Below are 24,937 nucleotides of genomic sequence, written 5' to 3' on the forward strand. Positions count from 1 at the left end.
CATCTGCGCCACGACCGGATCCCGAGGTGCTCCCGGGAACCAACTCATGTGAGAGCGGTCGCGCTGTGCAGACCCGGCTGCAGGAGCTGGACTTCACGAGGTAAACCTGGCAGGCCCCAGGTGCCGCGTACCACAGACCTCAAGCAGTGGCGCAAGGAGCTATCCCGGCGTCCTAGCCATGGGCGACCGAGCAAGCCCTCAGCCGCCCGCACGTTGGGTGGTGAGTTCAAGGCGTCCCTCCACCCGGGCCACCCCCAACGACCCCTGCAGATCAGTCCGCGCCACCACCGCCCCCGTCCCAGCCACCGCGTCCAAGGTGCGTGCAGCCGGATGGCCGTAACCGTTGCCCTCCCCCACACTCACCAACGCCACATCCGGCGACGCCGCCGCCAAGAACGCCGGATCCTGCCGCCCACTCCCATGGTGCGGCACCAACAACACATCCACATCCAACCGCTCACCCAACCCCAACCGTGCCCCCTGCCCACCCGTCTCGACATCCCCCGCCAACAACACACTCACCCCACCCACCTCCACCCGCACCAGCAACGACGCATCGTTCTCCCCCGACGACTCCCCCCCACCCGCCTGCACCAACCCCACCGCATCCTGCCCCGGCGACGCCAACACCTCCACGCGCGCCTCACCCACCAGCCACGACTCCCCCGCCCGCGCCGTGTGACGCTCCACCCCCAAGGACTCCACCAACGCATCACCCGACGCAGGCGTCCGCACCGCCGACGTCACCACTACCTGCGGCCCCAAACCCGACAGCGCCGACACCCCACCCACATGGTCAGCGTGCAGATGCGTGATCACCACCAACGGCACCGACCTCACCCCCAAACCCGCCAAGCACGTGCCCAACGCCGCCGGATCCGGCCCGGCATCCACCACCACCGCCGCACCCCCGCCCGCATTCACCACCGTCGCATCACCCTGACCCACATCACACACCACCACCGCCCACTCCTCCGCCGGCCACCCCGGCGTCACCGGCGTCCACGCCAACGACACCACCACCAACGCACCCAACGGCACCGTCAACCACCACCGCGCCAACACTCGCGGCGCCACCACCACGACCAGCACGCAGATCACCAACACACAGCCGAGCGCCACCGGAGTCGCCGGAAACGGCAGCGCCGCCCCCGGCAACGCCGCCCCCAGGCGCGCCACCCACGCGATCGCCTGCGCACACCAGCCCGCCAACCACGCCGCCCCCACCGCCACCCCAGGCCCGAGCGGCGCCGCCACCGCCGCGACCACCCCCAACACCGTCGCCGGACCCACCAACGGCGCCACCACCACATTCGCCAACACGCCCACCACGCTCACCCGACCCGCCAACCACACCACCACCGGCTCGGTCGCCACCTGCGCCGCCAACGCCACCGCGACCGCCTCCGCGGCCCACCGCGGCAACCACACCCCCAGAGCGTCGGTGAACCGACGCCCCCACCACAACAACCCGAACGTGGCCAGCACCGACAGCCAAAACCCCACCGACCGTGACAACCACGGATCCACCAACACCACCACCAACACCGCCGACGCCAGATACCGCACCCCCCGCCCCTCCGCGGCACCCCGCCCCAACCCCCCCAAACCCACCAACCCCATCGCCGCCGCCCGCACCACACTCGGCTCCCCCAAACACACCGCCACAAACGCCACCACCCCCGCCACCATCACCCCCGTCAACACCCGACCCCGCGCCCCCCCCCACACCGCCACCGCACGCACGAACACCAGCAACAGCGTGAGATTGGCGCCGGACACGGCGGTCAGGTGCGTCAGACCGGTGACGCGAAACGGCTCGGTCAGCTCCTCGGTCATCCCCGACACGTCGCCGACCACCAAGGCTGGCACCAGAGCGCGGGCGTCCGGGGAGAGCGAGGCACACGCCTCCCGCAAGCCTGCCCGGATGCGGTTCACGCCGGCATCCACCGGGCCGGGAGGTGCTGTGAGCCGCGGAGGCTCGCGAGCGCGCACGACGACAAGGGCGGCCTCTCCCGGGGTTCCGGGAGCGAGCCGAGCCTCGGCGGCGACGAGTGAACCCACCGCCAGTCCCTCCCACTGCGCGGCCAGATCCCCCGAGGCCACGACCTCCACCGGCAGACCCGTCGCCCACGCCCCGCCGCGGGCCTCCACCGCGATCAGGGTCGCGGACCCCACCCACAGCGGGGGGCGGACGCCACGCTGCGGCCAGGAGCGCGCGGAACCCACCAGCCGAACCTGGACCGCCGCGGTGGCCTCCTGCTGGGCCAGTTCCAGGACCGGCCCGTGAGTCAGCCCGCCCACCCGCAACGCCCCCACCGCTCCGAACAGCAACGCCACCAGGCCCAGCCCCACCCAGAACCAGGCGTGCCGCGCCGCCCCGACGAGCACCACGGCGGTGGCGACTCCGGCCGCAGCGATCCACCACCACGCGTCGGCCGACGTCGCCACGCCCATGGCGGCCCACCCCGCGGCGGCGAGCGCCAGAGGGCGGACGTCGCGGCGTCCACGGGCGGGGGCGGCGTCGCGGCGCGCCTGATCAGACGCCGAGCGCAGTTCAGACACGGACGTGGGGCGCAATCCGCGCGTAGGTCTTTTCGCCGATGCCGTCCACCTCACGCAGCTCCTCGATGCGGGTGAAGCGTCCCCGCTCCTCGCGCCACGCCAGGATCGCCGCCGCGGTCACCGGCCCGACCCCCGGCAGCGTCTCCAACTGCGCGGCCGTCGCGGTGTTCAGGTCCACGGTGGCCGACGCCCCCGCCCCACCCGCAGCCCCGGACGCCCCACCCGCAGCCCCGCCGCCGGTGACGTCTCCGCCCCGCACCTCACCGCCCGGGTCGTCCCGGTCGCCGACGACGACCTGGGCGCCGTCCACCACGACGGCCGCCAGGTTGAGCTCGCCGGGCCGTGCACCCTCCGCGAGGCCGCCCGCCGCGGCGAGCGCATCCTCCACACGGGACCCGACGGGGAGGGAGACCACCCCGGGCGTGACCACCGCGCCCACGACATGGACGCGGATGGTCTGCTGGGGTGTCGGTGCGGCATCGGGCGAGGACGCGGCGTCCGCACTCGGAGCGGGGGTGGGCGCTTCGCTCACCACCGGCGAGGGGACAGCCGTCGCGATCGGCACCGTGCGCGCGCCGAAGAGCACCCAGACCGCCCAGATCATCCCGATGAGGCCGACGGCTGCCACGACCGCCACGTGCTCGCGTCCGAAGGTCAGCCACCGGGGCACACCGCCGCCGGCCTGTCGCGCGGGGTTCGTGCCTTCGGGTGACCCGGCAGCCCCCTCCGACCCTCGCCGAGGCGGCGGCTCCGCCGCCTCACGCCGGGGCGGTCCCGCTCCCGTCGCGGCCTCCGTCCGCGCGGCGGCTCGGTGTGCCCGGGGTGGGGCGGTCGCTTCCCCAGCGGCGGGTGCTGGGCCACGCGCGGATTCCACCCCCTCCCCGTCCACCTCCGCATCCGCAGCGGACCACCCCGCCAGCTCGGCGAGCCGTGCGCTCACGACGTCACTGAGAACCGGCCGGTGTTGCGGGGGTCGAGGGGTCACACCCTCACATTCGGCCGCGCCACCCCGGATCGGTCACCGGGTCTCGAACCTGTGGACAGTTCACGTCCGGTCTCCACAGGGCGGGTCCCCCGACGTCCCACTGGGGGGCGAGACCCGGCAACCGTCGCCCACAATTCGGCGCACCGTGACGGCGCTGGCACACTGGCCGGGTGCTGCGTCGACTGGCCCTGGTGATCGCTGTGGCGTCCGCCGTGGTGGGCGCCGCGTTCGTCGTGCTGCAGATGTTTCCCACCGCGCAGTACCTGCACCGGGGGTTGGCCATGCTCGCCGCCTTCACGCCCTACGGCGTGCTGGTGTGGCTGCTGGTCATCGCGTTGGTGCTGGCCGCGGCGCGGGGACGCGCCAGGCTCTGGGCGATCCCTGCCGCGCTCCTGGCGCTGCTGCAGCTGGTGTGGGCGTGGGGCTACCTGCCGGGGCCGGCACCGGCAGCGGAGGGCTCGCCGCTGCGGGTCGCGTCCTTCAACACCTACTTCGGCCAGGCCGACCCGGACGCCACGGCCGCCCAGCTGTCCGCGAGCGACCCGGACGTCATCGTGCTGCTCGAGGTGGGCGAGGAATTCATCGAGACCCCGGCCATGGCCGCGCTGCTGGACGGCTACCCCCACCGGGGCGGGTTGCCCACCCCCCGCGGAGCCACGCCCATCAACACCCTTGTGGCCGCCCGAGAGCCCCTGGAGCTGATCGGCCGCTCGGCCTGGACGGCGAACCACCTCGTGCTCGGCACCACCACCGCGGACGGCGAACCGGTCACCTTGATCGCCGCTCACCCCTCCAACATGATGCAAGGCGTGGCGAAGTGGCGCCGGGAGGCGACGCAGCTCACCGACGACGTGGCCACCCACATCGACGAACCCCTGCTCGTCATCGGCGACATGAACACCACCCGGGAAGGCGCGACCTATCGCGAGATCACCGCACCGGGCCTCGTCAACGCCGCCCAGCAGGCCGGGGCGGGGTGGCAGCCGACGTTCTCCGGATCCCGCCGCCTCCCGGCGCTCATCGCCATCGACCACGCGTTGGTCAACGACCAGGTGGCGGCAAGCCACTTCGAGACCTTCGCGGTGCCGGGCTCGGATCACCGGGGCATCATCGTGGACGTGACCGTCCGCCCGGCCGGGTGACCCTGCGAACCACCCGACCGCAACGATCTCACGCACCCGGGACGATGCTCACCATCTTCGGCGCCCGGACGATGACCTTGGCCACCGAGCGTCCGTCCAGCGCCCGCTGGACGCCGGCGTCCGCCAGCGCGGCCGCCTCGGCGTCGGCGTCCGAGATGTCCGGGGCGACATCGAGCTTCGCCCGCACCTTGCCCTGCACCTGGACGACCATCGTGACCGACTCCTGCACCAGCAGCGCGGGGTCGGCGTCCGGCCAGGTCGACCGGGCCACGGAGGGCTCCTGGCCCAGCAGCTCCCACATCTCCTCGGCCAGGTAGGGCGCGACCAGGCTGAGCGCCTGCGCCACGAACTCGGCCGCCTCGCGCACCGCCGGGTCGGCCGGGCCGCAGCCGGTGTCGATGGCCTTGCGGGTGGCGTTGACCAGCTCCATGATGCGGGCCACGACCACGTTGTAGCGCTGCGACTCCACCGCCTCGGTGATCTCCGCGATCGAGCGGTGCGTCTGCCGGCGCACCGCGGCGTCGCCGGACGCGGCGTCCACCCCCGGTTCGGACGCGACGTCGGCCGCCAACCGGTACGCGCGCTGCAGGAACTTGCCGGTCGAGCTGGGCGACATGGCCGCCCAGTCGATGTCGTCCTCCGGCGGGCCGGCGAAGACGATCGCGGTGCGGATGGTGTCGACGCCGTGGATGTCGATCTGCTGGCCGAGATCGACGCCGTTGCCCAGCGACTTGCTCATGGCCTTGCCGCCGTTGATCACCTGGCCCTGGTTCATCAGCCGCGTGAACGGCTCGGTGAACTCGATCAGGCCGGCGTCGAACAGCACCTTCGTGAAGAACCGGCTGTACAGCAGGTGCAAGATGGCGTGCTCGACCCCGCCGACGTACTGGTCGACCGGCGCCCAGCGCCGCGTGGCAGCCACGTCGAAGGCCGCGGCGTCGTCGTTCGGCGAGCAGTAGCGGAAGTAGTACCACGACGAGTCGACGAAGGTGTCCATCGTGTCGGTGTCCCGCTCGGCCGGCCCGCCACACGTGGGGCAGGCGACCTCGCGCCACGCGCGCGCCGCCTCGGACGCCAGCGGGCTGGTTCCCTTGGGCGCCAGATCCGCACCGCGCAGATCCGGCAACCGCACCGGCAGGTCGGCCTCCGGCACCGGCACCTCACCGCAGGCCGGGCAGTGGATGATCGGGATCGGGCAGCCCCAGAACCGCTGGCGGCTCAGCAACCAGTCGCGCAGACGGAACGTCACCGCGGCCCGGCCCGTGCCGTCGGCCTCCAGCTTGGCGTTCATGGCGGCGACGCCGGACGCCTTGTCCGTCAGCCCGTCCAGCAGCTCGGAGTTCACGTAGCGGCCGTCACCGGCGGTCGCGATGCCGGATGCGGCCGGATCGTCCTCGCCGGTGTCGATCACCTGGCGCACGTCCAAGCCGAACGCGCGGGCGAAGTCGAGGTCGCGCTGGTCGTGGGCCGGCACGGCCATGATGGCGCCGGTGCCGTAGTCGGCCAGCACGTAGTCCGCAGCCCAGATGGGCAGCTTGGTGCCGTTCACCGGGTTCACCGCGTAGGCGCCGGTGAAGACGCCCGACTTGGGCCGGTCGGTCGACTGCCGCTCGATCTCGGTGGCGGCCTTCGTCTGCTCCAGGTACGCCTCGAAATCGGCCCGGTACTCCTCGGTCACCAGCTCGGCGGCCAGGGGGGCGTCCGGGGCGACGACGAAGAAGGTCGCGCCGTACAGCGTGTCCGGTCGCGTGGTGAAGACGGTCAGCGGCTCGTCGCGTCCCTCGACGGCGAAGTCGACGTAGGCGCCCTCGGAGCGGCCGATCCAGTTGCGCTGCATGGCGAGCACCCGGTCGGGCCAGTGGCCCTCCAGCGGCGCCATGTCGTCCAGCAACCGCTGGGCATAATCGGTGATCTTGAAGTACCACTGCGTCAGCTGACGCTTGGTCACGGCCGCGCCGCAGCGCTCGCAGGCGCCGGCGACGACCTGCTCGTTGGCCAGCACCGTCTGGTCGGCCGGGCACCAGTTGACGTAGGACGCCTTGCGGTACGCCAGCCCGCGCTGGTGGAACTGGGTGAACAGCCACTGCGTCCACCGGTAGTACTCCGGGTCGGACGTGTGCAGCCGCCGCGTCCAGTCGAAGCTCAGGCCGTACCGCTTGAAGGACGCCGCCTGGGTCTCGATGTTCGCGTAGGTCCACTCCGCCGGGTGCGCGTTGCGTGCGATGGCGGCGTTCTCGGCGGGCAGCCCGAAGCTGTCCCAGCCGATCGGGTGCATGACGTCATAGCCGCGCAGCAGCCAATAGCGCGCCGCGATGTCGCCCATGACGAACGCCTCGGCGTGCCCCATGTGGAGGTCGCCCGACGGGTAGGGGAACATGTCGAGCACGTACTTCCGCTCGGCGGACCCGTCGTCGCGTGCGACGAACGTGCGGTCGGACTCCCAGAACTTCTGCCAGCGCTCCTGCGCGGCAGCAGCGTCATAGCTGCGGGCGGACTCCATGGTGCGTGCTCTCCTAGCGGTGGGTTCGGTGCGTGGCCGGCCGGACATGAAAAAACCCCCGGCTGCCGAGGCAGGTCAGGGGCGCCGCGACACCTGCGGGTGTGCGCGGCTAGCCGAGAAGTCGCGAGCGGCTCACTGCGTGATCCATGCGGGTCAGCATAGCCCACGCGGGCCCGGCAGCCTCGCCACCCGTCCCCCGTCGATCAGGTGCGGTCCGGACGCCCGCGCCCGGCCCCTCACCCCTGCGGCCCCCTCCTCACCGTCGCCCCGCGGCCCGGGGACGCCGCCGGCCCGCCCGCGGCGTGGCAAGCCGCGTGACCGTGGCCATCGGCACCGCACCGGTGCCGTCTCCCACGACCTGGGCGAGCAGATCGACGCGCTGCCAGCCCTGGCGGGCCTCGGGGGCGCGCGCCACGGCCGAGCGCACCCGCTGACGCACCGCCGGCCATTCCGAGGGTGGCCAGGCTTCGGCGTTCGCCTGGTCCAGCACCCCCATCCACAGCGGGTCTGCGCGGATGTTGGTCATGCGCTCCAGACACACGACCTGGAGGGCACCCTGGCCCGTCACCCACGCGGCGATCCCGAGCGCCGCCAGGGCGAAGCCGTCGCAGCGGGGAGCCGAGCCCCGCACGACGGCCGCCCACAGGTCGCGCCGGGCTGCGGCGTTGGCGCGCGTCGTGGAGAGGATGGCCTCGTCGAGGAATCCCGGTGCGTGGCTGGCCATCGTCAGCACCACCGCCTCCTCCAGCGTCGGCGAACCGCCCTCGGTGTCGAAGCGGCCCAGCAGTTCGCGTCCCCGGGCGACCATGTCGACACCGTTCGCGATCGCCGCGCCCACCGCGTCCAGGGCTGCCGCGAGGGCCTCCTCGCTCCAAGTGGGGTCCAGCTGCGCGTGGAGTTCCTCGCGCGAGCCGAGCACGGCCATGCCCGCGAGGGCCCCCTGCACCGCCGCGCGACCCGCGACGGCGTCGTACGGCTCCCCCTCATCCCCGGGGAACAGGTAACAACGCTCCCCGTCGGCGAGGACGAGCGTCCGCGGCAGCTCGGGGAAGGCCGCGTCCATCGTGAGCAGCGCCTCCCAGCCGGCCCGGGCCTCGGGGGTGTAGGCGACCACCACGTAGGTCGCCGTGGGGAACCGGGCGAACACCGGCACGAGTTGCCACCGGGGAGCCTGGTCGGCAGCGGCCAGGTCGAAACGGACCGTCACCTCCACGCGGTCGCGCTCCAGCACGACCAGGACGAGGGATTCGACGGGTTGGAAGCCGAGGAGGCTGGGGACGATCTCGACGAGGTCGCCCACGGAGTGCAAGGAGAGCAGTTCGGGTGTCGTGGTCACAGCTGTCACATTCGGACGCGCCCGCACCGATCCGTCACCGTCCACACCCTTGACGCAGTTGTCCACAGGGATGGCCGTCGCCACTGGTGCGGCGGTGCCCTCGGGTACCGTGACGCCATGACGCAGCAATGGCGAGACCCGAACGCGCGGCGTCCGGTTGACATCAACGCCTACGCCCCGCCGCGACGCAGCGGGGCCACGCTGTGGCTGTTGCTCGTGGGGGCCGTCGCCGTCGGCGTGGTGCTGGCCGCGCTGCTGTGGCGCCCCGCCCCGCCGGAGGCCGCACCCACCGCCTCGCCCACGGCGCAGGCGTCCAGCAACCTGCCCGGCATGCCGTTCACCATGCCCGCCTCGCCGGACGACCAGGGCCGCTGGGAGGTCCTGGGTCACACCTGGACCGGGAATGCGGTCGACATCCGGGTGCGTGTGACCTGCGATGCAGGCTCGATCAGCTACGGGTTCGTGGCCTTCAGCAATGCGGGCACCGACGTGTACGAGCCGGCCGCCGGCGCTCCTGACCCCGAGATCGGCTCGGGGAGCCTGGCCGCCGGCGGCTCCGTGGAGGGCAACATCCGCATCCTGCTGCCGCGCGGTGATGCCACGTTGATCCTCACCACCAGCGGCGGGCAGCAGATCTCCGCGCTCCCCGTCCCCGGCTGACCGCCGCGACGATCCGCGGCACCACGACGAACCGTGCGCCGCGATTTCGCACTGCACCCCGGGTTGGGGTAACGTTCTTCTTCGTTCCGCACCGGAACATTGGGGCTATGGCGCAGTTGGTAGCGCGCTTCCATGGCATGGAAGAGGTCAGGGGTTCGAATCCCCTTAGCTCCACCCAAGTGTTCTTACGGGAACACGCGACATGCGTAGGTTCGTCGTGTTCGTGTCTCGCCCCCTTGCCTTCGCCATCCCCGTGTTCGTGGGCTTCGCGGATGATGGTGGCGAACGGTTCCGCGAGCCTGGGGCGTAGTTGCTCGTCGTCGGTGATGTCGAGGCGGGTGTAGAAGGCTTGGTTCGCCAACCGCCTGTCGGCGTCGCCTGATCGGGCGTAGGCGTGACGGGCGTCGGTGAGTAGCCGCAGGCTGTCGTGCAGGAACGCGCGCCCGCCGGTGTGGTGCTCGTCGTGCTCGGCAAGTTTCCGGTTCACGTCGGCCAGGCCCGCCCGGATGCGGTCTTGGTGCCGTTTCAGGGTCGGGAGGTCGATGGCGTCGGCGAAGTGCGCGGCCAGCAGCTTGTCGCTCTCGGATTCGAGGCGGGCTCGGTTTGTCATGAGGTCGGCTATCTCTTGATCGCGGCCTGCCATGCGCTTGTCGAACGCGGCATCGACCTTCGCGGCGAGGTCGCGGTAGGTGGCGTCGTTGATCGTGATGGAGGCATAGGAGTCCGCCACGAGGCGTTCGGCGACCGCGACGGGCACGGCCCGCCGGGTGCAGGCTGTCCGTTTCGATGCCCGGCCGGAGCAGACGAAGTATGCGTAGGTGACCCCGCGCGGGTTGGTGGCGAAGTCGAGCAGCATCCTCGATCCACAGGTGCCGCAATGCAACAGCCCTTTGAGGTGGTGGGCGTGCTGGACGTGCCGGGTCATCTTCGCCGTCCGCGCCCGCAGGAGCGATTGCACGGTGTCGAACAGCGCCGGTTCCACGATGGGCTGATGCGCGCCGGGATACAGGCCGCCCTTGTAGCGGATCACGCCCGCGTAGTACGGGTTCTTCAGCAACTTGTAGAGCGTGTTCTTCCCCAGCGGCTTCGACGGGCGCTTCGGCGTCGGCACCGTCAACAAGCCGCGCGCGGTCAGGTCGCGCAGTAGCCCGGTCACTGAGGTCTCACCCTCGGCGTACTGCTCGAACGCCCAAGTGATGAGCGGGGCGCGTTCGGGATCGACTTCCACTGTTCTGACCTCGCGGCCGTTGTCGTCGGTGCGACGCACGTTGAGATAGCCGATGGGCGCGCGCATCGGCGTGCCGCCCTGGGCGACCTTCTGCGACAAGCCCTTGGTGACCTCGGTGGCGAGGTTCCTACTGTAGAACTCCGCAATGGACGACATGATGCCGTGAACGAGCATCCCCGAAGGGGTCTGGTCGATGGACTCGGTGGCGGACACTAGGGTGACCCCGGCGCTGATGAGGGCTTCGTGAATCTTCACGTCGTCGGCCCGGTTGCGGGCGAGCCGGTCGAGCTTGTGAACGAGGCAGAACTGCACCCTTGTTGCGGCGATGAACGCGAGCATGTCTTGCAGGCCGTCACGATCCGCCGAGCGCGCCGACTCGCCAGCGTCTACGAACTCGCGCACGATCCGCGCGCCCAGTTCAGCGGCCTTCCGTGCGTTGGCCTCGCGCTGCGCGGGGATCGAGAACCCTTCCTCGGTGCCGCCGCGCTCGGCCTGCTCCCGCGTCGAGACACGCAGATACGAGACGGCCAGCAGCACGGGCTTGTCGTCCATCCGGTCGTTGGTGCTGCCTGCCGGGGCGAGGGTGGCGGTGCTCATGCGGTGCTCCTTCGTTGGGGCGATGGTTCAGGTTCTACTCTGCCTCGTTCGTCTGACACCGGGCCTAGTCCGTCAGGTACGGGAAGGTCGTAGGGGTCGGGTTCCCCGGCGCGGTGGGCGTCGTGGCGGGCCTGGGTGATGTTCAGCACCCACTCCACCAGCCGCCGCATGTCCGGCTCTGCCCGCCGCACGACGCGCAACCGCAACTGCCCCGGATCGTTGCCGCCCGTGCTTGGCCCGAGCGCACCAGTGCCCTGCGCCGCGCGTCGCGGTCGCTGGGCGTCGGTGGGTCGGGGTGGGCTACTCATCTCTATCTCATGCTGTGGCAGATACGCCAGTACCACGTTACCACAGACATGGCGTAGCGGCCATTGCATGAGATTCTGCTAGGCTCGGGGCATGGTCGAGGCGTTGGAGAGCGTGCCCCTGCTGGCGGCGGCGGACTTGCCTGCGGGCTGGCAACTGCCCGACCCCTCGCCCATCGACCCCGAGCACGACAGCGCCGGGATTGACGCGGCGCTGCGGTATGAGCAGTGGGTCGATCCCGCGCCGGGCCTGGACCGGAAGCTGAACTCCGGCCACCACAGCAACAACGACACTGGGCGCTGGTTCCTGATCCAGCACGTCGAGTCGAGCACTCGCGTGCTGCTGCGCCTGCAACGCCAATATCTGCTCGATGAGGAACCCAAGGGCGAGGTGCGAATCACCGGGATCGTCTACCTGCCCGAGTGGGCGGGCGATCCTGTGGCGAGCCCGATGCTGCGCAACCTGCCCACGTCGCGGATCGAGGCGGCGATCAACCGCCGCCAGTTCGCCGTCACCGGGGCCAGCCGCTTCACCGGCGGCACCATGACCATGCCCTCCGGCCGCATCCTCCGCTCGGCGGACGTGATGAAGCCGCTCGGAAACCCGAAGCGCACGCCCGACTTCTACGAGGTCGTCGCCCTGCAACACACCCGCCTCGTGGACGACGGCGAACTCAACCCGACCGCACGCATGGCCGAACTCAGCCGCGTGCCGCTCTCCACCGCGCAGGGCTGGGTCGCCCGCGCCCGCCGCAAAGGACTGCTCCCACCCGGACGCCGAGGCCGCGCCGGGTAAGGGTTCGCATGACGAGCTGGGCGGTTGACGACGCGGGCGTGGTGTGTCTACCAGACGGTCGTCTGATCCGTGGCACAGGCTTGCGTCGGCCTCGCGGTAATGCACCGGCCCCGGAGTTCGCCGTCTACTTCTTGGGCCGCGACCCTCGCGTGGCCGACTGGCCCTACTGCTGGGTCAGGTGGCCCGACTTCCGCCTGCCTGCTTTCGCCGAGGACGCCGTAGACGCGCTACGGGAAGCGCACGCGCGGGCCGCGTCCGAGCGAGTCGAGATTGCCTGCGGGGGCGGGATCGGCAGAACCGGAACCGCTCTCGCGGTGCTTGCCGTGATGAGCGGCGTTCCTGCCAACGCCGCCGTGGAGTGGGTACGAGCGAACTACCACCTCCGCGCCGTCGAGACTCGCCGCCAACGCGCCTGGATCGCCACCGTCGCATCCTCCCTCTCTTGACCCAAGCACGCGCCCCCCTCGCCGCGCCCTCCCGAGCGCACCCGCTCGCCGCACCCCCGGTGCTCCCAACCGCTCGCAGCCTCTCCCTGGTTCTCGCCCCTGTCTCAGTGAATGAACGTATGCTAACTTCGGTAGTGGCAGAAACATCAGTTAGGTGGTGAGTCGGATGCATGGCGGGGTGATCTTGTTCCGGGGTACCGGGGCCGATGCGCTGCGCTATGTCGAGGCTGACCGCTCCCGTGCTGACGACTACTACCTGGGCGCGGAAGCGACCGTGGCGCAGTTCGCGGCGCTCGACAGCGACGGCGCAGTGACCGCCGAGTTGAGCCTTGACCCGGTGGCCTATGCGGGGTGGGTGGACTGGACGAACCCGCTCACGGGCGAGTCGATGGGTAAACCCCGCCGGGCGGGGTCGGATCGGCAGAGCTCGCCCCGGTTCGCGGAAATGGTCATCAACACGCCCAAGTCGTTGTCGATCGCCGCAGCTTTGCACCCGGAGGTCTCCGACGCCTTGGATGCGGCCCAGCAGGACGCGCTCTCGGAGATTCGGCGCTGGCTCGCCCAGCACTCCGTGACTCGCGTGGGGTCGTTGGGTGCGCAGGAGGTCGTGCCCACCGAGCAGATGCATGTCGTCGGGATCACGCACCGGACGAGCCGGGCGGGTGATCCGCACCGGCACATCCACATGCAGATCGGCACAAGGGTGTTCGCGGCAGGGGAATGGCGCGGCCTGGACACCGCCGCCCTGTTCCGGCAGCAAGGCGCGATCCGCGCCCTCGGTACGGCCGTGATCGCCGCACACCCCGGCCTGGCGGACGTGCTCGACCGGCATGGCCTGACCCTCGATGCCGCGACCGGCGAAGTGGTCGAGTTGCAGCCGTACAACGCGGTCATGTCGAAGCGCGGCGAGCAGGTGCGCCGCAACCTCGAACGCCTCGAAGCCGACTGGGATGCCGCGCACCCCGGCGAGAGCATGGGGCCGGTCGTCGCGACCCGTCTGCGCGCCGACGCATGGGCGCATGAACGGCCCGCGAAGAAGCCCACCACGCTGGCCGAGGAAGCCGGATGGGTGACAGAGCTGCGTGAGGCCGGATACGACACCGTAACGCTGCAACGGCCTGCGCCGCGTGCGTCGCTCGGACTCGATGACCTGAGCGTGCAGGAGGTTGCCTCCCGCGCGCTGGATCGTTGCGCCGCTGCTGCGTCCGCGTGGACGGCGCACACGGTGACCGAGCACGCGACCCGGATCATGACCGAGCACGGCGTGTACGCGACCCCTGCCGAGATACGCGACTTCATCACGGTTGCGATTCGGCTGGCGTTGGAGGACTGCTTCACGATCCTCCCGCCCGGCGCACCACGCCCGGAGCATGTGGCGCATCTGACGAGCGTGCGCGTCATGCAGGCCGAGACCGAACTGCGCGGCCTCCTCGCCGCGCGCGTACCGGTGACCGAGCCGCCTCTGCCGGACGTGCGGGAGTTGGCGCAGGCCGCCGGCCTCGACGCCGGGCAAACCGATGCTGCCGCAGCCGTCGCCTCCACCGATCCGCTCGTGATCGTGGAAGGCGCGGCAGGCAGCGGGAAGACGACCATGCTCGCCACCGCCATCAAAGCCGCTGAGCGCGAAGGGCGCTCGGTGCGGGTGGTTGCGCCGACGAAGAAGGCCGCCGACGTCGCCCACCAGGCCCTCGGCATCCCGGCCGACTCGGTGGCTGCGCTCGTCCACGCCCACGGCTACAGGTGGAACACCGACGGCGTATGGACACGGCTCGCGCCCGGCGACCTCGACCCCGACACCGGCCGCACCTACACCGGCCCACCCGAAACAGCACGCCTCCAAGCTGGGGAGCGGATCGTGGTAGACGAGGCCGGGATGCTCGACCAGGACAGCGCCCTCGCCCTGTTAACCGTCGCCGCAGAAGCAGGGGCGACGCTCGCCCTCGTGGGCGACCGGGCGCAGCTCCCCGCCGTCGCACGCGGCGGGGTGCTGGACATGGCAGCAACGATTCGGGGTCGCGCGATCGACATGAACGAGGTACACAGGTTCACCGACCCCGCCTATGCCGACCTCACGGTGCGGTTGCGTGACCGCGATGACCCCGGCGCGATCTTCGACCAGCTCCACGCGCTCGGCTTGATCCGCCTGCACGCCGACGCCGAGCGCCTGCACGAGCACATCGCCGAGCATCGCAACGACAGGGAGGCGGTAACGGTTGCCACGAACGACGAGGCAGCACGGCTGAACACGCGTATCCGTTACGAGCGCGTGCACGCCGGGGGCGTGGACGACGAGACGACCGCGACCGGATCGGACGGCCTCCCCATCGGGCAGGGCGATGTGATCCAGACGCGGAAGAACGACACCAGCCTGGGCGTGGCGAACCGGCAACTGTGGGTCGTGCAACACGTCGCCGCCGACGGGGCACTGTGGGCGGTCGAGGCAGGCGGTGACCGCAAGCGCGAGCACACCGTGCAATTGCCCGCCGCCTACGTCACCGAGCACGCGCACCTGTCCTACGCCTCGACCGCCTATGGGGTGCAGGGCATCACCGCACCGGCGTCGCACACGATCCTCACCGACGCGATGAGCGGCGCGGCCGTCTACGTCGGCATGACCCGTGGCACCGACCAGAACGTGCTGCACGTCATTGCCGAGAGCATCGCCGAGGCCCGGCAGCAGTTCATCGACGCGATAGCGCGCGACCGCTCCGACCGCGGACTCACCGACGCCACCCAGCAGGCAGCCGAGGCGGTGCGCGGGCTGGTCGACGACGGCCCCGTGAAGACCGTCACCACCGAGATAGCCGCACTCACCCAGCAGGCCGAACACGCCGAACAACGGGCGGCACTATGGCAGCAGGCCGCCGACGCACTCACCGAGCTGCACGCGCAGCAGCGCAACGCACTCGACCAAGCACGCCAGACCCGCGACGCCGCAGCTCAGCGGGTCGAGCGGGTGCGTGCAGAGGTCGCCGCCCCGCTCACCGAGCAGGCATCGGCGGCGCTGGGCGAGTGGCAGGACGCCGACACACAGCAGCGGGTCGCCCGCGACCGCCTGCGCACGGTCGGCAGGTTCGGCAAGCGCCGCGCCACGACCGAGCACACCACCGCCCAGGCCCTCGCCCAAGACGCCGAGCAGCGGTTGACAAAAGCGTGGGGCGAGCCGCCCCGGCGGAACGAGACCGAAGCTGCGTGGATTGAGCGCGTCACCCGGCCCCGGATCGAGGCCGATCCGCGCGTGATCGAAGCGACCGAGCAGCACGAGGCCGCCGCGAACGCCGTGCGCAAGACACTCCAGCCCGACGACCTGCCCCGCCTGCGCATCTACGCCCGCATCTTCGGCATCAAGACAGTGATGAGCAACAGAGCCGCTTACGTCGCGGCCCGGCCCCATACAAATGCTGAGAACGCGACCCGCACCACGCACCGGGCACGTGCCGAAGTCGAGGCGCTACGCGCGCTCACGCCCACTGAGGCAGTCGCGCGGATCAATAAGACCCGCGCGGCCGAGCAAGCCGCACGCGAGGACGCAGAACGCGCGTTGAGAGAGCGCCAACGACAACGATCCCTCCCGCTCGCACGCGCACGACAGTAGACCCCACCACGACGAGCCAGTGCTGAGAAGGTAACCCCAGGGCAGCAGACGACTTAAGTCGCCGATAGGACGACGGCGCCGCACTGGCTGAGCGGGCAGTTGCGGTCGAACTCGGCTGTATGCGGGCCAAATCGGCAATAGGCCTGCTAGCCTGAGGTGACCACGTTGATACCGAGATGACCCAACATATTGCTCATGAGCCTGCCCCAGCGGACTCATCCAGGAAGGCAACGTATGGCTGAGCTGCAGGACCGTTGGCTCTCTGTCGACGAGATTTGTCAGCACCTCGGCGTCAGCAGCGACACTGTGTACCGCTGGATCGACCGTTCCGAGATGCCGGCACACAAGATGGGTCGCAAGTGGAAGTTCAAGCGCGAGCAGGTGGACGCCTGGGTCGAGGCCGGCGGCGCTGCCGCCAACGAGGCGCGCGAGAGCCACACAGACACCGAGAGCAGGGACGGATGACCTCACAACGTCTCAGCATCAGCGCGGTCGACCTGTTCAGCGGAGCGGGTGGACTGACTCACGGTCTGGCCAAGGCCGGAGTCAACGTCAGGGTCGGCGTGGATGTCGATCCGGCGTGCGAGTACCCCTACACGGCCAACAACAAGGCGAAGTTTCTGCTGAAGTCAGTCGGCGACCTTGAGCCCGGAGACCTTACTTCGTTCTTCCTCCCCGGGAGCGTCCGACTTCTAGCCGGCTGCGCGCCGTGTCAGACCTTCTCTTCGTACAACCAGAAGGCGTCAACCGAAGACGACCGCTGGTGGCTGCTGAGGCACTTCTCACGCCTCGCCAAGGAGATGCTCCCTGAACTCGTCACGATGGAAAACGTGCCTGGTTTACTGGATCACGCCGTCTTCGACGAGTTCGTTGCATCGCTTGAGGAGAGCGGCTACAAGGTTTCCAAGCAGGTCGTCAACTGCCAGGACTACGGAGTACCCCAGCACCGGAATCGCCTTGTGCTGCTGGCCTCGCGCATCGGCCCCATCAGCCTCCTCACCCCAGAGCAGTTCAAAGCGAAGCCGACAAGTGTTCGCGACGCGATCGGGGAAGGCAAGGTTCCGGCGCTCACAGCAGGGACAACCGACCCGAAGGACCGGCTTCATCAGTGTTCGGGGCTCTCCTCACTGAACCTGCGCCGAGTCAAGGCATCCAAACCCGGAGGTACGTGGCGTGACTGGCCCGAGGAGTTGGTTGCGGAGTGCCACAAGAAGGAGTCCGGGAAGACTTACCCCGGCGTCTATGGCCGTATGACGTGGGACGATGCTGCCCCGACCATGACGACCCAGTTCTACGGCTTCGGCAACGGGCGCTTCGGTCATCCGAGCCAAGACCGCGCGATCTCGCTACGCGAAGGTGCGATCCTTCAGAGCTTCCCACCGAGCTATCAGTTCGTCGCGCCGGACGCTCCAGTCCACATGAAGACCATTGGCAGACTCATCGGCAACGCTGTGCCAGTCGCTCTAGGCGAACTGATCGGGAAGAGCATCAAGGCACACGTCAAGGAGCATCGCGAGACGCTGCTCAGCCTTCGTGCTGAAGGGCAGCTCGCGTGACGATGACGAGCGCCTTCACGACGCCTATCCCGAACCAGACAGTCCCCGAGCCCGGCCAACTCGTTGAAGTGCGACGACGGCAGTGGGTTGTTGCCGAGGCGCCAAGCGGCAGCTCGCTACCAGGCGGGCAGCCGCAGCATCTCGTCACTCTTGCCTCGCTCGACGAGGATGCGCTGGGCGAAGAGCTCCAGGTGATCTGGGAGCTGGAGCCGGGCGCGCGAGTGTTGGACAAGGCCGGGCTTCCTGCGATCACGGGTTGGGACTCCAACGATCGGCTGGAGGCTTTTCTCGACGCAGTGCGTTGGGGCGCCGCCACCAACGCCAACCGCTCCTTCCTCCAGGCACCGTTCCGAAGCGGCATCTCAATCGAGGACTACCAGCTCGACCCCTTGGTGAGGGCGATCGACATGGCCAGGGTGAACCTCCTCATCGCTGACGACGTGGGCCTGGGCAAGACCATCGAAGCCGGCCTGGTCGTGCAGGAACTCCTCGTCCGGCATCGAGCGCGGACGGTGCTCGTGGTCTGTCCTGCGAGTCTCCAGGCCAAGTGGCAGACCGAGATGCAGGAGAAGTTCGGGCTGGAGTTCCGAATCGTTGATACCGACTACGTGAAGCAACTACGCCGGAGCAGAGGCATCCAAGCGAACCCCTGGACGTCGTTCCCTCGTCTCATCACGTCGATGGACTGGGCAAAGAGCGGCGAAGGACTACGGCTTCTCAAAGATGTCTTACCTCCGCAGGCGTTCTACCCGCGCAAGTTCGACATCTTGATCGTGGACGAGGCGCACAACGTTGCACCCGCCGCTGCGACTCAGTACGCCGTGGAAAGCCAGCGGACCAGGTTGATTCGGACGCTCGCCCCGCACTTCACTCATCGGCTCTTCCTGACTGCGACGCCACACAACGGCTATCAAGCGTCGTTCACGTCGCTTCTCGAACTGCTCGATGACCAACGCTTCGCACGCTCTGTCCTGCCCGACGAGCAGCAGCTGCACCGGGTCATGGTGCGTCGTCTCAAGAGCGACATCACCGACGCCGACGGTAATCCGGTGTTCCCAGTGCGGAAGCTCGTTCCTCTCGCCGTCGCGTATACCGATGAGGAGCGCGAGACCCACGCCCTGCTCCAACGTTTCATTCTCGACCGCTCGAAGAGCGTGATCGGGAGCAAGTACGCCTACGGTACTGACTTCGCCCACAAACTCCTCAAGAAGCGCCTCTTCTCCTCGCCATTGGCGTTTGCGACAACTCTCGCCCGCCACCGAGAGACTTTGAGCCGAGGCCCGCGACCCTCGAAGAGCAGCCCGATGGACGACCGGGTTCTGCGCAAGGCCATCCTGCGAACTGAGGAAGACCAAGCCGACGACTCCGCCTTGGAAGATGCGCAACAAGAGGCGGTGGAGTTGGCGACCGAACTTGCGGCACCGCTCTCCCCGGAACAGCGGGACATGCTGGATCGCCTTACCGCATGGGCGGAGAAGTCACGCAACAAGGCCGACTCCAAGGCCACGGCGATCCTCGACTGGATCGCATCACACCTCAAGAGCGACGATGGTCAGTGGAACGACAAGCGCGTCATCCTGTTCACAGAGTACCGAGCGACGCATACCTGGCTCCAACAGATTCTGGCGAGTCATGGTTACGGCGGCGACCGGCTCGCCCTCCTCCACGGTGACGTTGCGCCCGACGAACGCGAGATCGTCAAGGCAGCATTTCAAGCCGACCCGGCAGTGTCGCCCGTCCGCATCCTGCTGGCCACCGACGCTGCATCTGAAGGGATCGACCTCCAGAACTACTGCAACTACCTCATCCACGTCGAGGTTCCTTGGAATCCCAACGTCATGGAGCAGCGCAACGGCCGCATCGACCGGCACGGCCAGAAGCAGGAAGCTGTGTTCATCTGGCACCCTGTCGGTCGCACACACGACCGCAAGGCATTGACTCCAGGCGAGATCGTCGGCGACCACGAGTACCTGATGCGAGCCGCCAGCAAGGTCGAAACCATCCGCGAAGACCTCGGCAGCGTCGGCCCCGTCATCGCCCGCCAGATCGAAGAGATCATGCTCGGACGACGCACCGGATTCGACACCGGCTCCGCAGAGGCCCACGCCGCACGCGCTCGCCGATTCGTTAGTGCGGAACGGCAACTGCGCGAGCGGATTCAGCGACTGCACAACACGCTCCTGCAAGCGCAGGACGAGTTCCATATGTCTCCCGCCAACGTCGCCCGAGCTGTCGAGGTGGCCCTCGACCTAGCGGAAAAGCCAACACTGATCCCCAGACAGCCGTCGAGTGGCTCTGGCGGCACCATCTTCACCGTCCCAGAACTCGCCGGTTCCTGGGGTAAGGCGACGCACGGGCTTGAGCACCCGCACACCAGAGAACGACGCCCCATCACCTTCGACCACGCCGTAGCGAAGGGCAATGACGACGTAGTGCTGGCGCACCTCGGACACCGGCTTGTCCAGATGTGTCTACGGCTCCTACGTGAAGAAATCTGGAAGGTAGAAGACACCAAGAAGCTCCACCGCGTGACCGTTCGGTCCGTCCCCGACAGCCTGATGAGTCAACCAGCAGTGTTGCTCTGGTCGCGCCTGGTCGTCACTGGAGGCGACCACCGCAGGCTCCACGAAGAACTGACCCTCTCAGGTGGGGAACTTGGCCACGATCGCTTCTCCCGCATCCATCAGGTGGGAAGGCGGGAGGAACTCCTTGAAGCCGCCACGCCGATCGCGCCGAGCGACGCGCTCTTCGCTGTGCTCAAGCGACGCTTCGAGAACAATGAGCGGGCGATCATGGCGGCTGTCGAGGCCAGGTCGAAGGAGAGACTCGACAGCTTGGACAAGACCCTGACCGACCGCATGAGCCACGACGTTGCAGACCTTGATGCGGTTCTCAGCGAGCTCGAACGAGCGATCACCAAGGAACTCAGCCCCGATGAGGAAGGCAGCGAACTGTACCTCCCCGGACTCTCGCCACAGGAGATGAATCAGGTAACCAGGGATATTGCGGCGCTCGAAGCGCGTCTCGCCCGCATCCCAGAAGAGCGGCGAGCGGAAGAAGCCGCGATCCTGCGCCAGTATGCCGACCCGGTCGCAAGGACGTTCCCAGCCGCCGTCATCTTCCTCGTCCCCGAGTCCATGACAGCGAGGGGGTAGCCGCATGGCCGTACCGTCACAACAAGTTGAATGGCTCTCGCTCGTCGAGACAAGCGGGCCATTCCTGACCCTGCCGGTGCTCGAACAGGCCTTTCCCCAAGGTCTTGAATCGATTGAAACACCGCGTCGGCAACTACTTCGGGCCGCCTACTACGAGTGGCGAGATGCCGTTGATGAAGACGACGATCTACTACCTCAGCTACACGAAGCCTGGGTGAACCTCGTCCTCACCGAGCTACTTGAGTTCGACGTGGAGTCTGCGACTCCTGGGTCGGCATGGCCGGGTGAACTCCCGTCGGTCACGTCGCCTGACGGCACAGCAAGATTCACTCCGTCGTGGATCGTCCATTCCCCCGGCTCGACCCAACCGCGCTCGTTCATCTCGGTCGTCCGGCCAGAAGCGCCCCTCGATTCGGCCGCCAACGCAGACGGCTGGATTGCCAACGAGATTGAGCGCATGACACTCCTATGCCGCGCACACGGTGTGCGCGTCGGAATCGTCACCAACGGGGAGTCCTGGGTGCTCCTCAACGCACCGACCGACTCACCTTCCGGGCAGACGACATGGCACTCGCGCTACTGGTTCCAAGAGCCAGCCACGCTCAAGGCCTTTCAGTCTCTCCTCGGAGTGCGCCGCTACTTCGGCCCAACCGCCGAGACCCTCGAAGCGCTCCTCGATGAATCGCTGAAACACCAAGAAGAGGTAACCGACACGCTGGGCGAACAGGTCCGCCGTGCCACTGAGGTCCTGATCCAAGCCCTCGACAAGGCGGACGAGGATCGCAACCGAGAACTCTTGGACGATGTGCCGCCCGCCCTCCTCTACGAGGCCTCTCTCACGGTCATGATGCGCCTCGTGTTCATCTTGTGCGCCGAGGAACGTGGCTTGTTCCTACTCGGTGACCCTGTCTACGACCAGAACCTCGCCATCTCAACACTCCGAGGACAACTCGCCGAAGAAGCTGACCAGCACGGCGAGGAGGTCCTGGAGCGAAGATACGACGCTTGGGCACGAGTTCTGTCAGCCTCGCGGGCCGTCTATGCCGGAATCGAGCACGAGGATTTGCGGCTGGCAGCCATGGGCGGATCACTCTTCGACCCCGACAGGTACCCCTTCCTCGAAGGGCGTGCCACGGAGAGCTCGTGGCTGGATACGGCGTCCCAGCCACTTCCGATCGACAATCGCACAGTTATGCTCCTCCTGAACTCCCTACAGGTTCTGGAACACCCCCGTGGCGCTCTCGCCCTGTCCTACCGCGCGCTGGACGTAGAACAGATCGGACACGTTTATGAGGGCCTACTTGACCACACCGTGGTCCGAGTTCCTGGCACCACTCTTGGCCTCAAAGGCTCTGCAAAGAGTCGCTATCCAACGATCGACTTGGCTTCTTTGGAATCCCTGCAGGTCGAAAGCAGCGACGCAGTTGTCCGCCGCGTAGCAGAGGTCAGTGGGCGAACGAGATCGTCTGTACGGAACGAGCTCACGAAGCCGGTTTCTGACGGAGTCCTCGCCAGTGTCCTAAGCGCCGTGAATGGAGACTGGAACCTGGCCGATCGCATCCGGCCGTTTGCCAACCTCGTCAGAAACGATGCCTGGGGAGAGTCGATCATATATCGAGCCCAGTCGTTTATGGTCGCATCGGGCACCGATCGGCGTGAAACCGGCACGCATTACACGCCCCGTTCTCTCACAGAGCAGATTGTCAACATCGCACTGGAGCCCGTCGTCTACTTGGGGCCGTCGGAGGGGAGACCCCGGCAAGAATGGAAGCTCAAACCAGCTGCCGACCTCATCAACGTGAAGGTATGCGACCCGGCGATGGGGTCAGGCGCCTTCCTGGTTCAGGCGTGTCGCTACCTGTCGGAACGGCTGACCGAGGCATGGGCAATCGCTGAAGCCGAGGGCAAGTTCATCGCGATCGACGGTGACGTGCTCGATTCACTTGGAACTGAAGAGCCGCTACCACGACAGGCGGACGAGCGCGTCAACGTGGCACGTCGAATCATTGCTCGGCGTTGTCTCTATGGGATAGACATCAACCCATTGGCGGTCGAGCTCGCCAAACTCTCGATCTGGCTTGTAACACTCGCCGAGGGCAAGCCGTTTGGATTCCTCGACCACAACCTGCGCGCCGGTGACAGTTTGCTCGGAATCCACCGCGCCGAGCAGCTCGTGCAGATGCGTCTCGATCCCGTGGCTGGTGAGCGTCAGACGGGACTCTTAGATGACGGTGTAGCCGAGGCCGTGCAGCGCGCACGTGATGTTCGGGTTCAACTCCGATCAGGACGTGAGCTGGACATCACAGATGTGTTGGCTCGCGCAGCGCTGAACCACGAGGCTCGAAATATCCTGAACTCAGTTGACCTCATTGCTGATGCCTTTGTTGCCGAAGTGGTGCGGTTTGGCCCGCAGTCCAAGAGTCTCGCCGGCGTGAGTGACTCTCTTGCGCTAAGAGCGGCGCATGTCTTGAAGGGCAACATGGCGGAGCAGGAATCGCTGACTCAACGGACGCGGACCGGACTTGATGTCGATCTCCCAAATGGCGGCTCCAATAGGCGGCCGTTCCACTGGCCACTTGAATTCCCAGAGGTGTTCCTCGACGGTGGGTTCGATGCGATAGTCGGCAATCCTCCATTCTCAGGAGGTCGGAAGATCGGCAGGAGCCTCGGGGAGGCGTACACGCGGTACCTGGGCCATGTCCGGAACTATGTGAAGGGATCGCCAGACCTGTGCGCCTATTTTTTCCTTCGCGCAAAGACACTCTTGAAGCCAAATGGCGAGTTGGGATTCTTGGCGACCAAGTCGCTCACGGAGACAGGTTCTCGCGTGGTGTGTCTTGACCAGATCACCCGGGGAGGCAGCACCATTCGTCAGGCGACGTCCCGACTCGTATGGCCCGGCAAAGCCTCAGTCGTCGTCTCTGTCATCTGGATAAGAAATGGTACCTGGAATGGTGAAACCGTCCTCAACGGACGGGCGGTGCCATCCATCACCAGCGCGCTCGAGGAAGACTTCGAGATTCAGCGACCATTGAGATTGCTTGAGCTGAAGGGGCGGTTCTCCGAGGGTCAGAATGTGATGGGCCGCGGTTTCGAGCTGACAGCTGAGGATCGCGAAAAGCTCTTGAGCGACGATCCAACCTGCTCTGAGGTCGTATTCCCATTGTTCACCGGGCAAGACTTGAACCAGCTTCCTGAGCTGGTGCCTTATCGATGGGTCATCTACTTCCGCGACTGGCCGGAGAGCGTTGCCCGGAGGTATGCCGCCGCCTTCGCTCAGGTCGAGGAGCTGGTCAAGCCGTATCGAGCGCAGCTCACCGGTCAGATCCATCAGAAGGACTTCTGGAAGTTCTGGGACCTCCGGAAGCCGCTGATGGCGGAGATGGAGAGCCATGACAGTCTGTTGGCCTCCGGCACCGCGACGAAGTACTTGACCTTTAGGCGTGTTTCGACCGGGAGTATCTTCAATAAGCGCACGAAGCTCTACTTCCTTCATGAATGGGAAGACTTCGCGGTACTACAGTCCAGCCTCCATCAGGAGTGGGCGTTCTGGACTTCTGCGACTCTAGGTGCTGCAACACTGAGCTACTCCACGTCGGCATCGCTCGAAACTTGGCCAATGCCCCATGCTGGCGCACTAGAAGAACTCAACGATCTCGGACACCGCTACCACGAGCTTCGCGAGGAACATCTATCGCGCAGGAGTATTGGTCTCACCGACTTCTACAACAGGGTGCATGATCCGGCTAGTCAAGAAGGCGACTTCGACGCGTTCCGCAACCTCATCCGAGAAATGGATCGGGAGGTACTCGCGGCATATGGATGGACCGATCTTGATCTAAAGCACGGCTTCCACGAAATGGACTACTTGCCGCCGAAGGACCGTGTGCGTTTCACGATGTCTCCACGCGCCCGAATTGAGGTCCTACGCCGTCTGTCGACGCTGAATCATGAGCGACACACGGCGGAGCAGGCAACTAGAGCACAGAAGCCCGGGAGGCGAAGGAAGCTTCCGGATCCTGAACTCACGTTGCTTCGCGACGAACTGATTGCGGAAGAATAGGAAGAGAG

At 67.6% G+C, this 24,937-nt stretch carries 13 protein-coding genes, 1 tRNA gene and 1 pseudogene; 10 read left to right on the forward strand and 5 right to left on the reverse strand.

Annotated elements, in window-relative coordinates; translation table 11 throughout:
• Nucleotides 1-198: 198 nt before the first annotated feature.
• Together PCC79_RS10195 and PCC79_RS10200 are read right to left on the reverse strand one after the other, a co-directional pair.
• Complete coding sequence (locus PCC79_RS10195; protein ID WP_342371757.1) at nt 199-2,565, reverse strand: ComEC/Rec2 family competence protein; 2,367 nt, start codon at nt 2,563-2,565, stop codon at nt 199-201.
• Nucleotides 2,558-3,235, reverse strand: a complete 678-nt coding sequence (locus PCC79_RS10200) for a helix-hairpin-helix domain-containing protein (protein WP_342371758.1) — start codon at nt 3,233-3,235, stop codon at nt 2,558-2,560. Before PCC79_RS10200 ends, PCC79_RS10195 begins: the two co-directional genes overlap by 8 nt.
• A gap of 485 nt (nt 3,236-3,720) precedes the next feature.
• Here PCC79_RS10200 and PCC79_RS10205 point away from each other — a divergent pair, with 485 nt between their 5' ends.
• A complete protein-coding gene (locus PCC79_RS10205; protein ID WP_342371759.1) occupies nt 3,721-4,692 on the forward strand; it encodes an endonuclease/exonuclease/phosphatase family protein in 972 nt (323 codons plus the stop codon).
• A gap of 28 nt (nt 4,693-4,720) precedes the next feature.
• Here the strand turns inward: PCC79_RS10205 and leuS are convergent, their stop codons facing one another.
• Both leuS and PCC79_RS10215 read right to left on the reverse strand, forming a co-directional pair.
• Nucleotides 4,721-7,192, reverse strand: a complete 2,472-nt coding sequence (gene leuS, locus PCC79_RS10210; protein WP_232547620.1) for a leucine--tRNA ligase — start codon at nt 7,190-7,192, stop codon at nt 4,721-4,723.
• 256 nt (nt 7,193-7,448) lie between these two features.
• Nucleotides 7,449-8,528 (reverse strand): DUF4192 domain-containing protein, encoded by a 1,080-nt coding sequence (locus PCC79_RS10215; protein WP_342371760.1) that lies wholly within the window; start codon nt 8,526-8,528, stop codon nt 7,449-7,451.
• Between the two features lie 117 nt (nt 8,529-8,645).
• Between PCC79_RS10215 and PCC79_RS10220 the strand changes: the two genes are divergently transcribed.
• Both PCC79_RS10220 and PCC79_RS10225 read left to right on the forward strand, forming a co-directional pair.
• Complete coding sequence (locus PCC79_RS10220) at nt 8,646-9,188, forward strand: hypothetical protein (protein ID WP_232547618.1); 543 nt, start codon at nt 8,646-8,648, stop codon at nt 9,186-9,188.
• A gap of 101 nt (nt 9,189-9,289) precedes the next feature.
• Nucleotides 9,290-9,362: transfer RNA gene (locus PCC79_RS10225), tRNA-Ala, on the forward strand.
• A gap of 607 nt (nt 9,363-9,969) precedes the next feature.
• Here the strand turns inward: PCC79_RS10225 and PCC79_RS17410 are convergent.
• Nucleotides 9,970-11,013: pseudogene (locus tag PCC79_RS17410) on the reverse strand (recombinase family protein); the annotation flags it as partial.
• Nucleotides 11,014-11,412: 399 nt separating this feature from the next.
• Here PCC79_RS17410 and PCC79_RS10235 point away from each other — a divergent pair.
• From PCC79_RS10235 to PCC79_RS10265, 7 genes are all read left to right on the forward strand, one after another.
• Nucleotides 11,413-12,114, forward strand: a complete 702-nt coding sequence (locus tag PCC79_RS10235; RefSeq protein WP_342371762.1) for a hypothetical protein — start codon at nt 11,413-11,415, stop codon at nt 12,112-12,114.
• A gap of 8 nt (nt 12,115-12,122) precedes the next feature.
• Nucleotides 12,123-12,560, forward strand: a complete 438-nt coding sequence (locus PCC79_RS10240) for a protein-tyrosine phosphatase family protein (protein ID WP_342371763.1) — start codon at nt 12,123-12,125, stop codon at nt 12,558-12,560.
• Nucleotides 12,561-12,714: 154 nt separating this feature from the next.
• Nucleotides 12,715-16,155 carry a MobF family relaxase gene (gene mobF / locus PCC79_RS10245; RefSeq protein WP_342371764.1) on the forward strand — a complete coding sequence of 1,147 codons (3,441 nt, stop codon included), beginning with the start codon at nt 12,715-12,717 and terminating at the stop codon, nt 16,153-16,155.
• A 234-nt stretch (nt 16,156-16,389) separates the two neighbouring features.
• Nucleotides 16,390-16,620, forward strand: coding sequence for a methylation-associated defense system helix-turn-helix domain-containing protein MAD1 (mads1, locus tag PCC79_RS10250; RefSeq protein WP_342371765.1), 231 nt, complete (start codon nt 16,390-16,392; stop codon nt 16,618-16,620).
• Nucleotides 16,617-17,711 carry a DNA cytosine methyltransferase gene (locus PCC79_RS10255; protein ID WP_342371766.1) on the forward strand — a complete coding sequence of 365 codons (1,095 nt, stop codon included), beginning with the start codon at nt 16,617-16,619 and terminating at the stop codon, nt 17,709-17,711. The genes mads1 and PCC79_RS10255 overlap by 4 nt, the downstream gene beginning before the upstream one ends.
• Before the next feature lie 2 nt (nt 17,712-17,713).
• Nucleotides 17,714-20,866 carry a DISARM system SNF2-like helicase DrmD gene (drmD, locus tag PCC79_RS10260; protein ID WP_342373617.1) on the forward strand — a complete coding sequence of 1,051 codons (3,153 nt, stop codon included), beginning with the start codon at nt 17,714-17,716 and terminating at the stop codon, nt 20,864-20,866.
• 4 nt (nt 20,867-20,870) lie between these two features.
• Nucleotides 20,871-24,929, forward strand: a complete 4,059-nt coding sequence (locus tag PCC79_RS10265; protein WP_342371767.1) for an Eco57I restriction-modification methylase domain-containing protein — start codon at nt 20,871-20,873, stop codon at nt 24,927-24,929.
• Nucleotides 24,930-24,937 lie beyond the last annotated feature (8 nt).

The sequence above is a fragment of the Propioniciclava soli genome (genome assembly GCF_038502305.1).
Classification (GTDB): Bacteria; Actinomycetota; Actinomycetes; order Propionibacteriales; family Propionibacteriaceae; genus Propioniciclava; species Propioniciclava soli.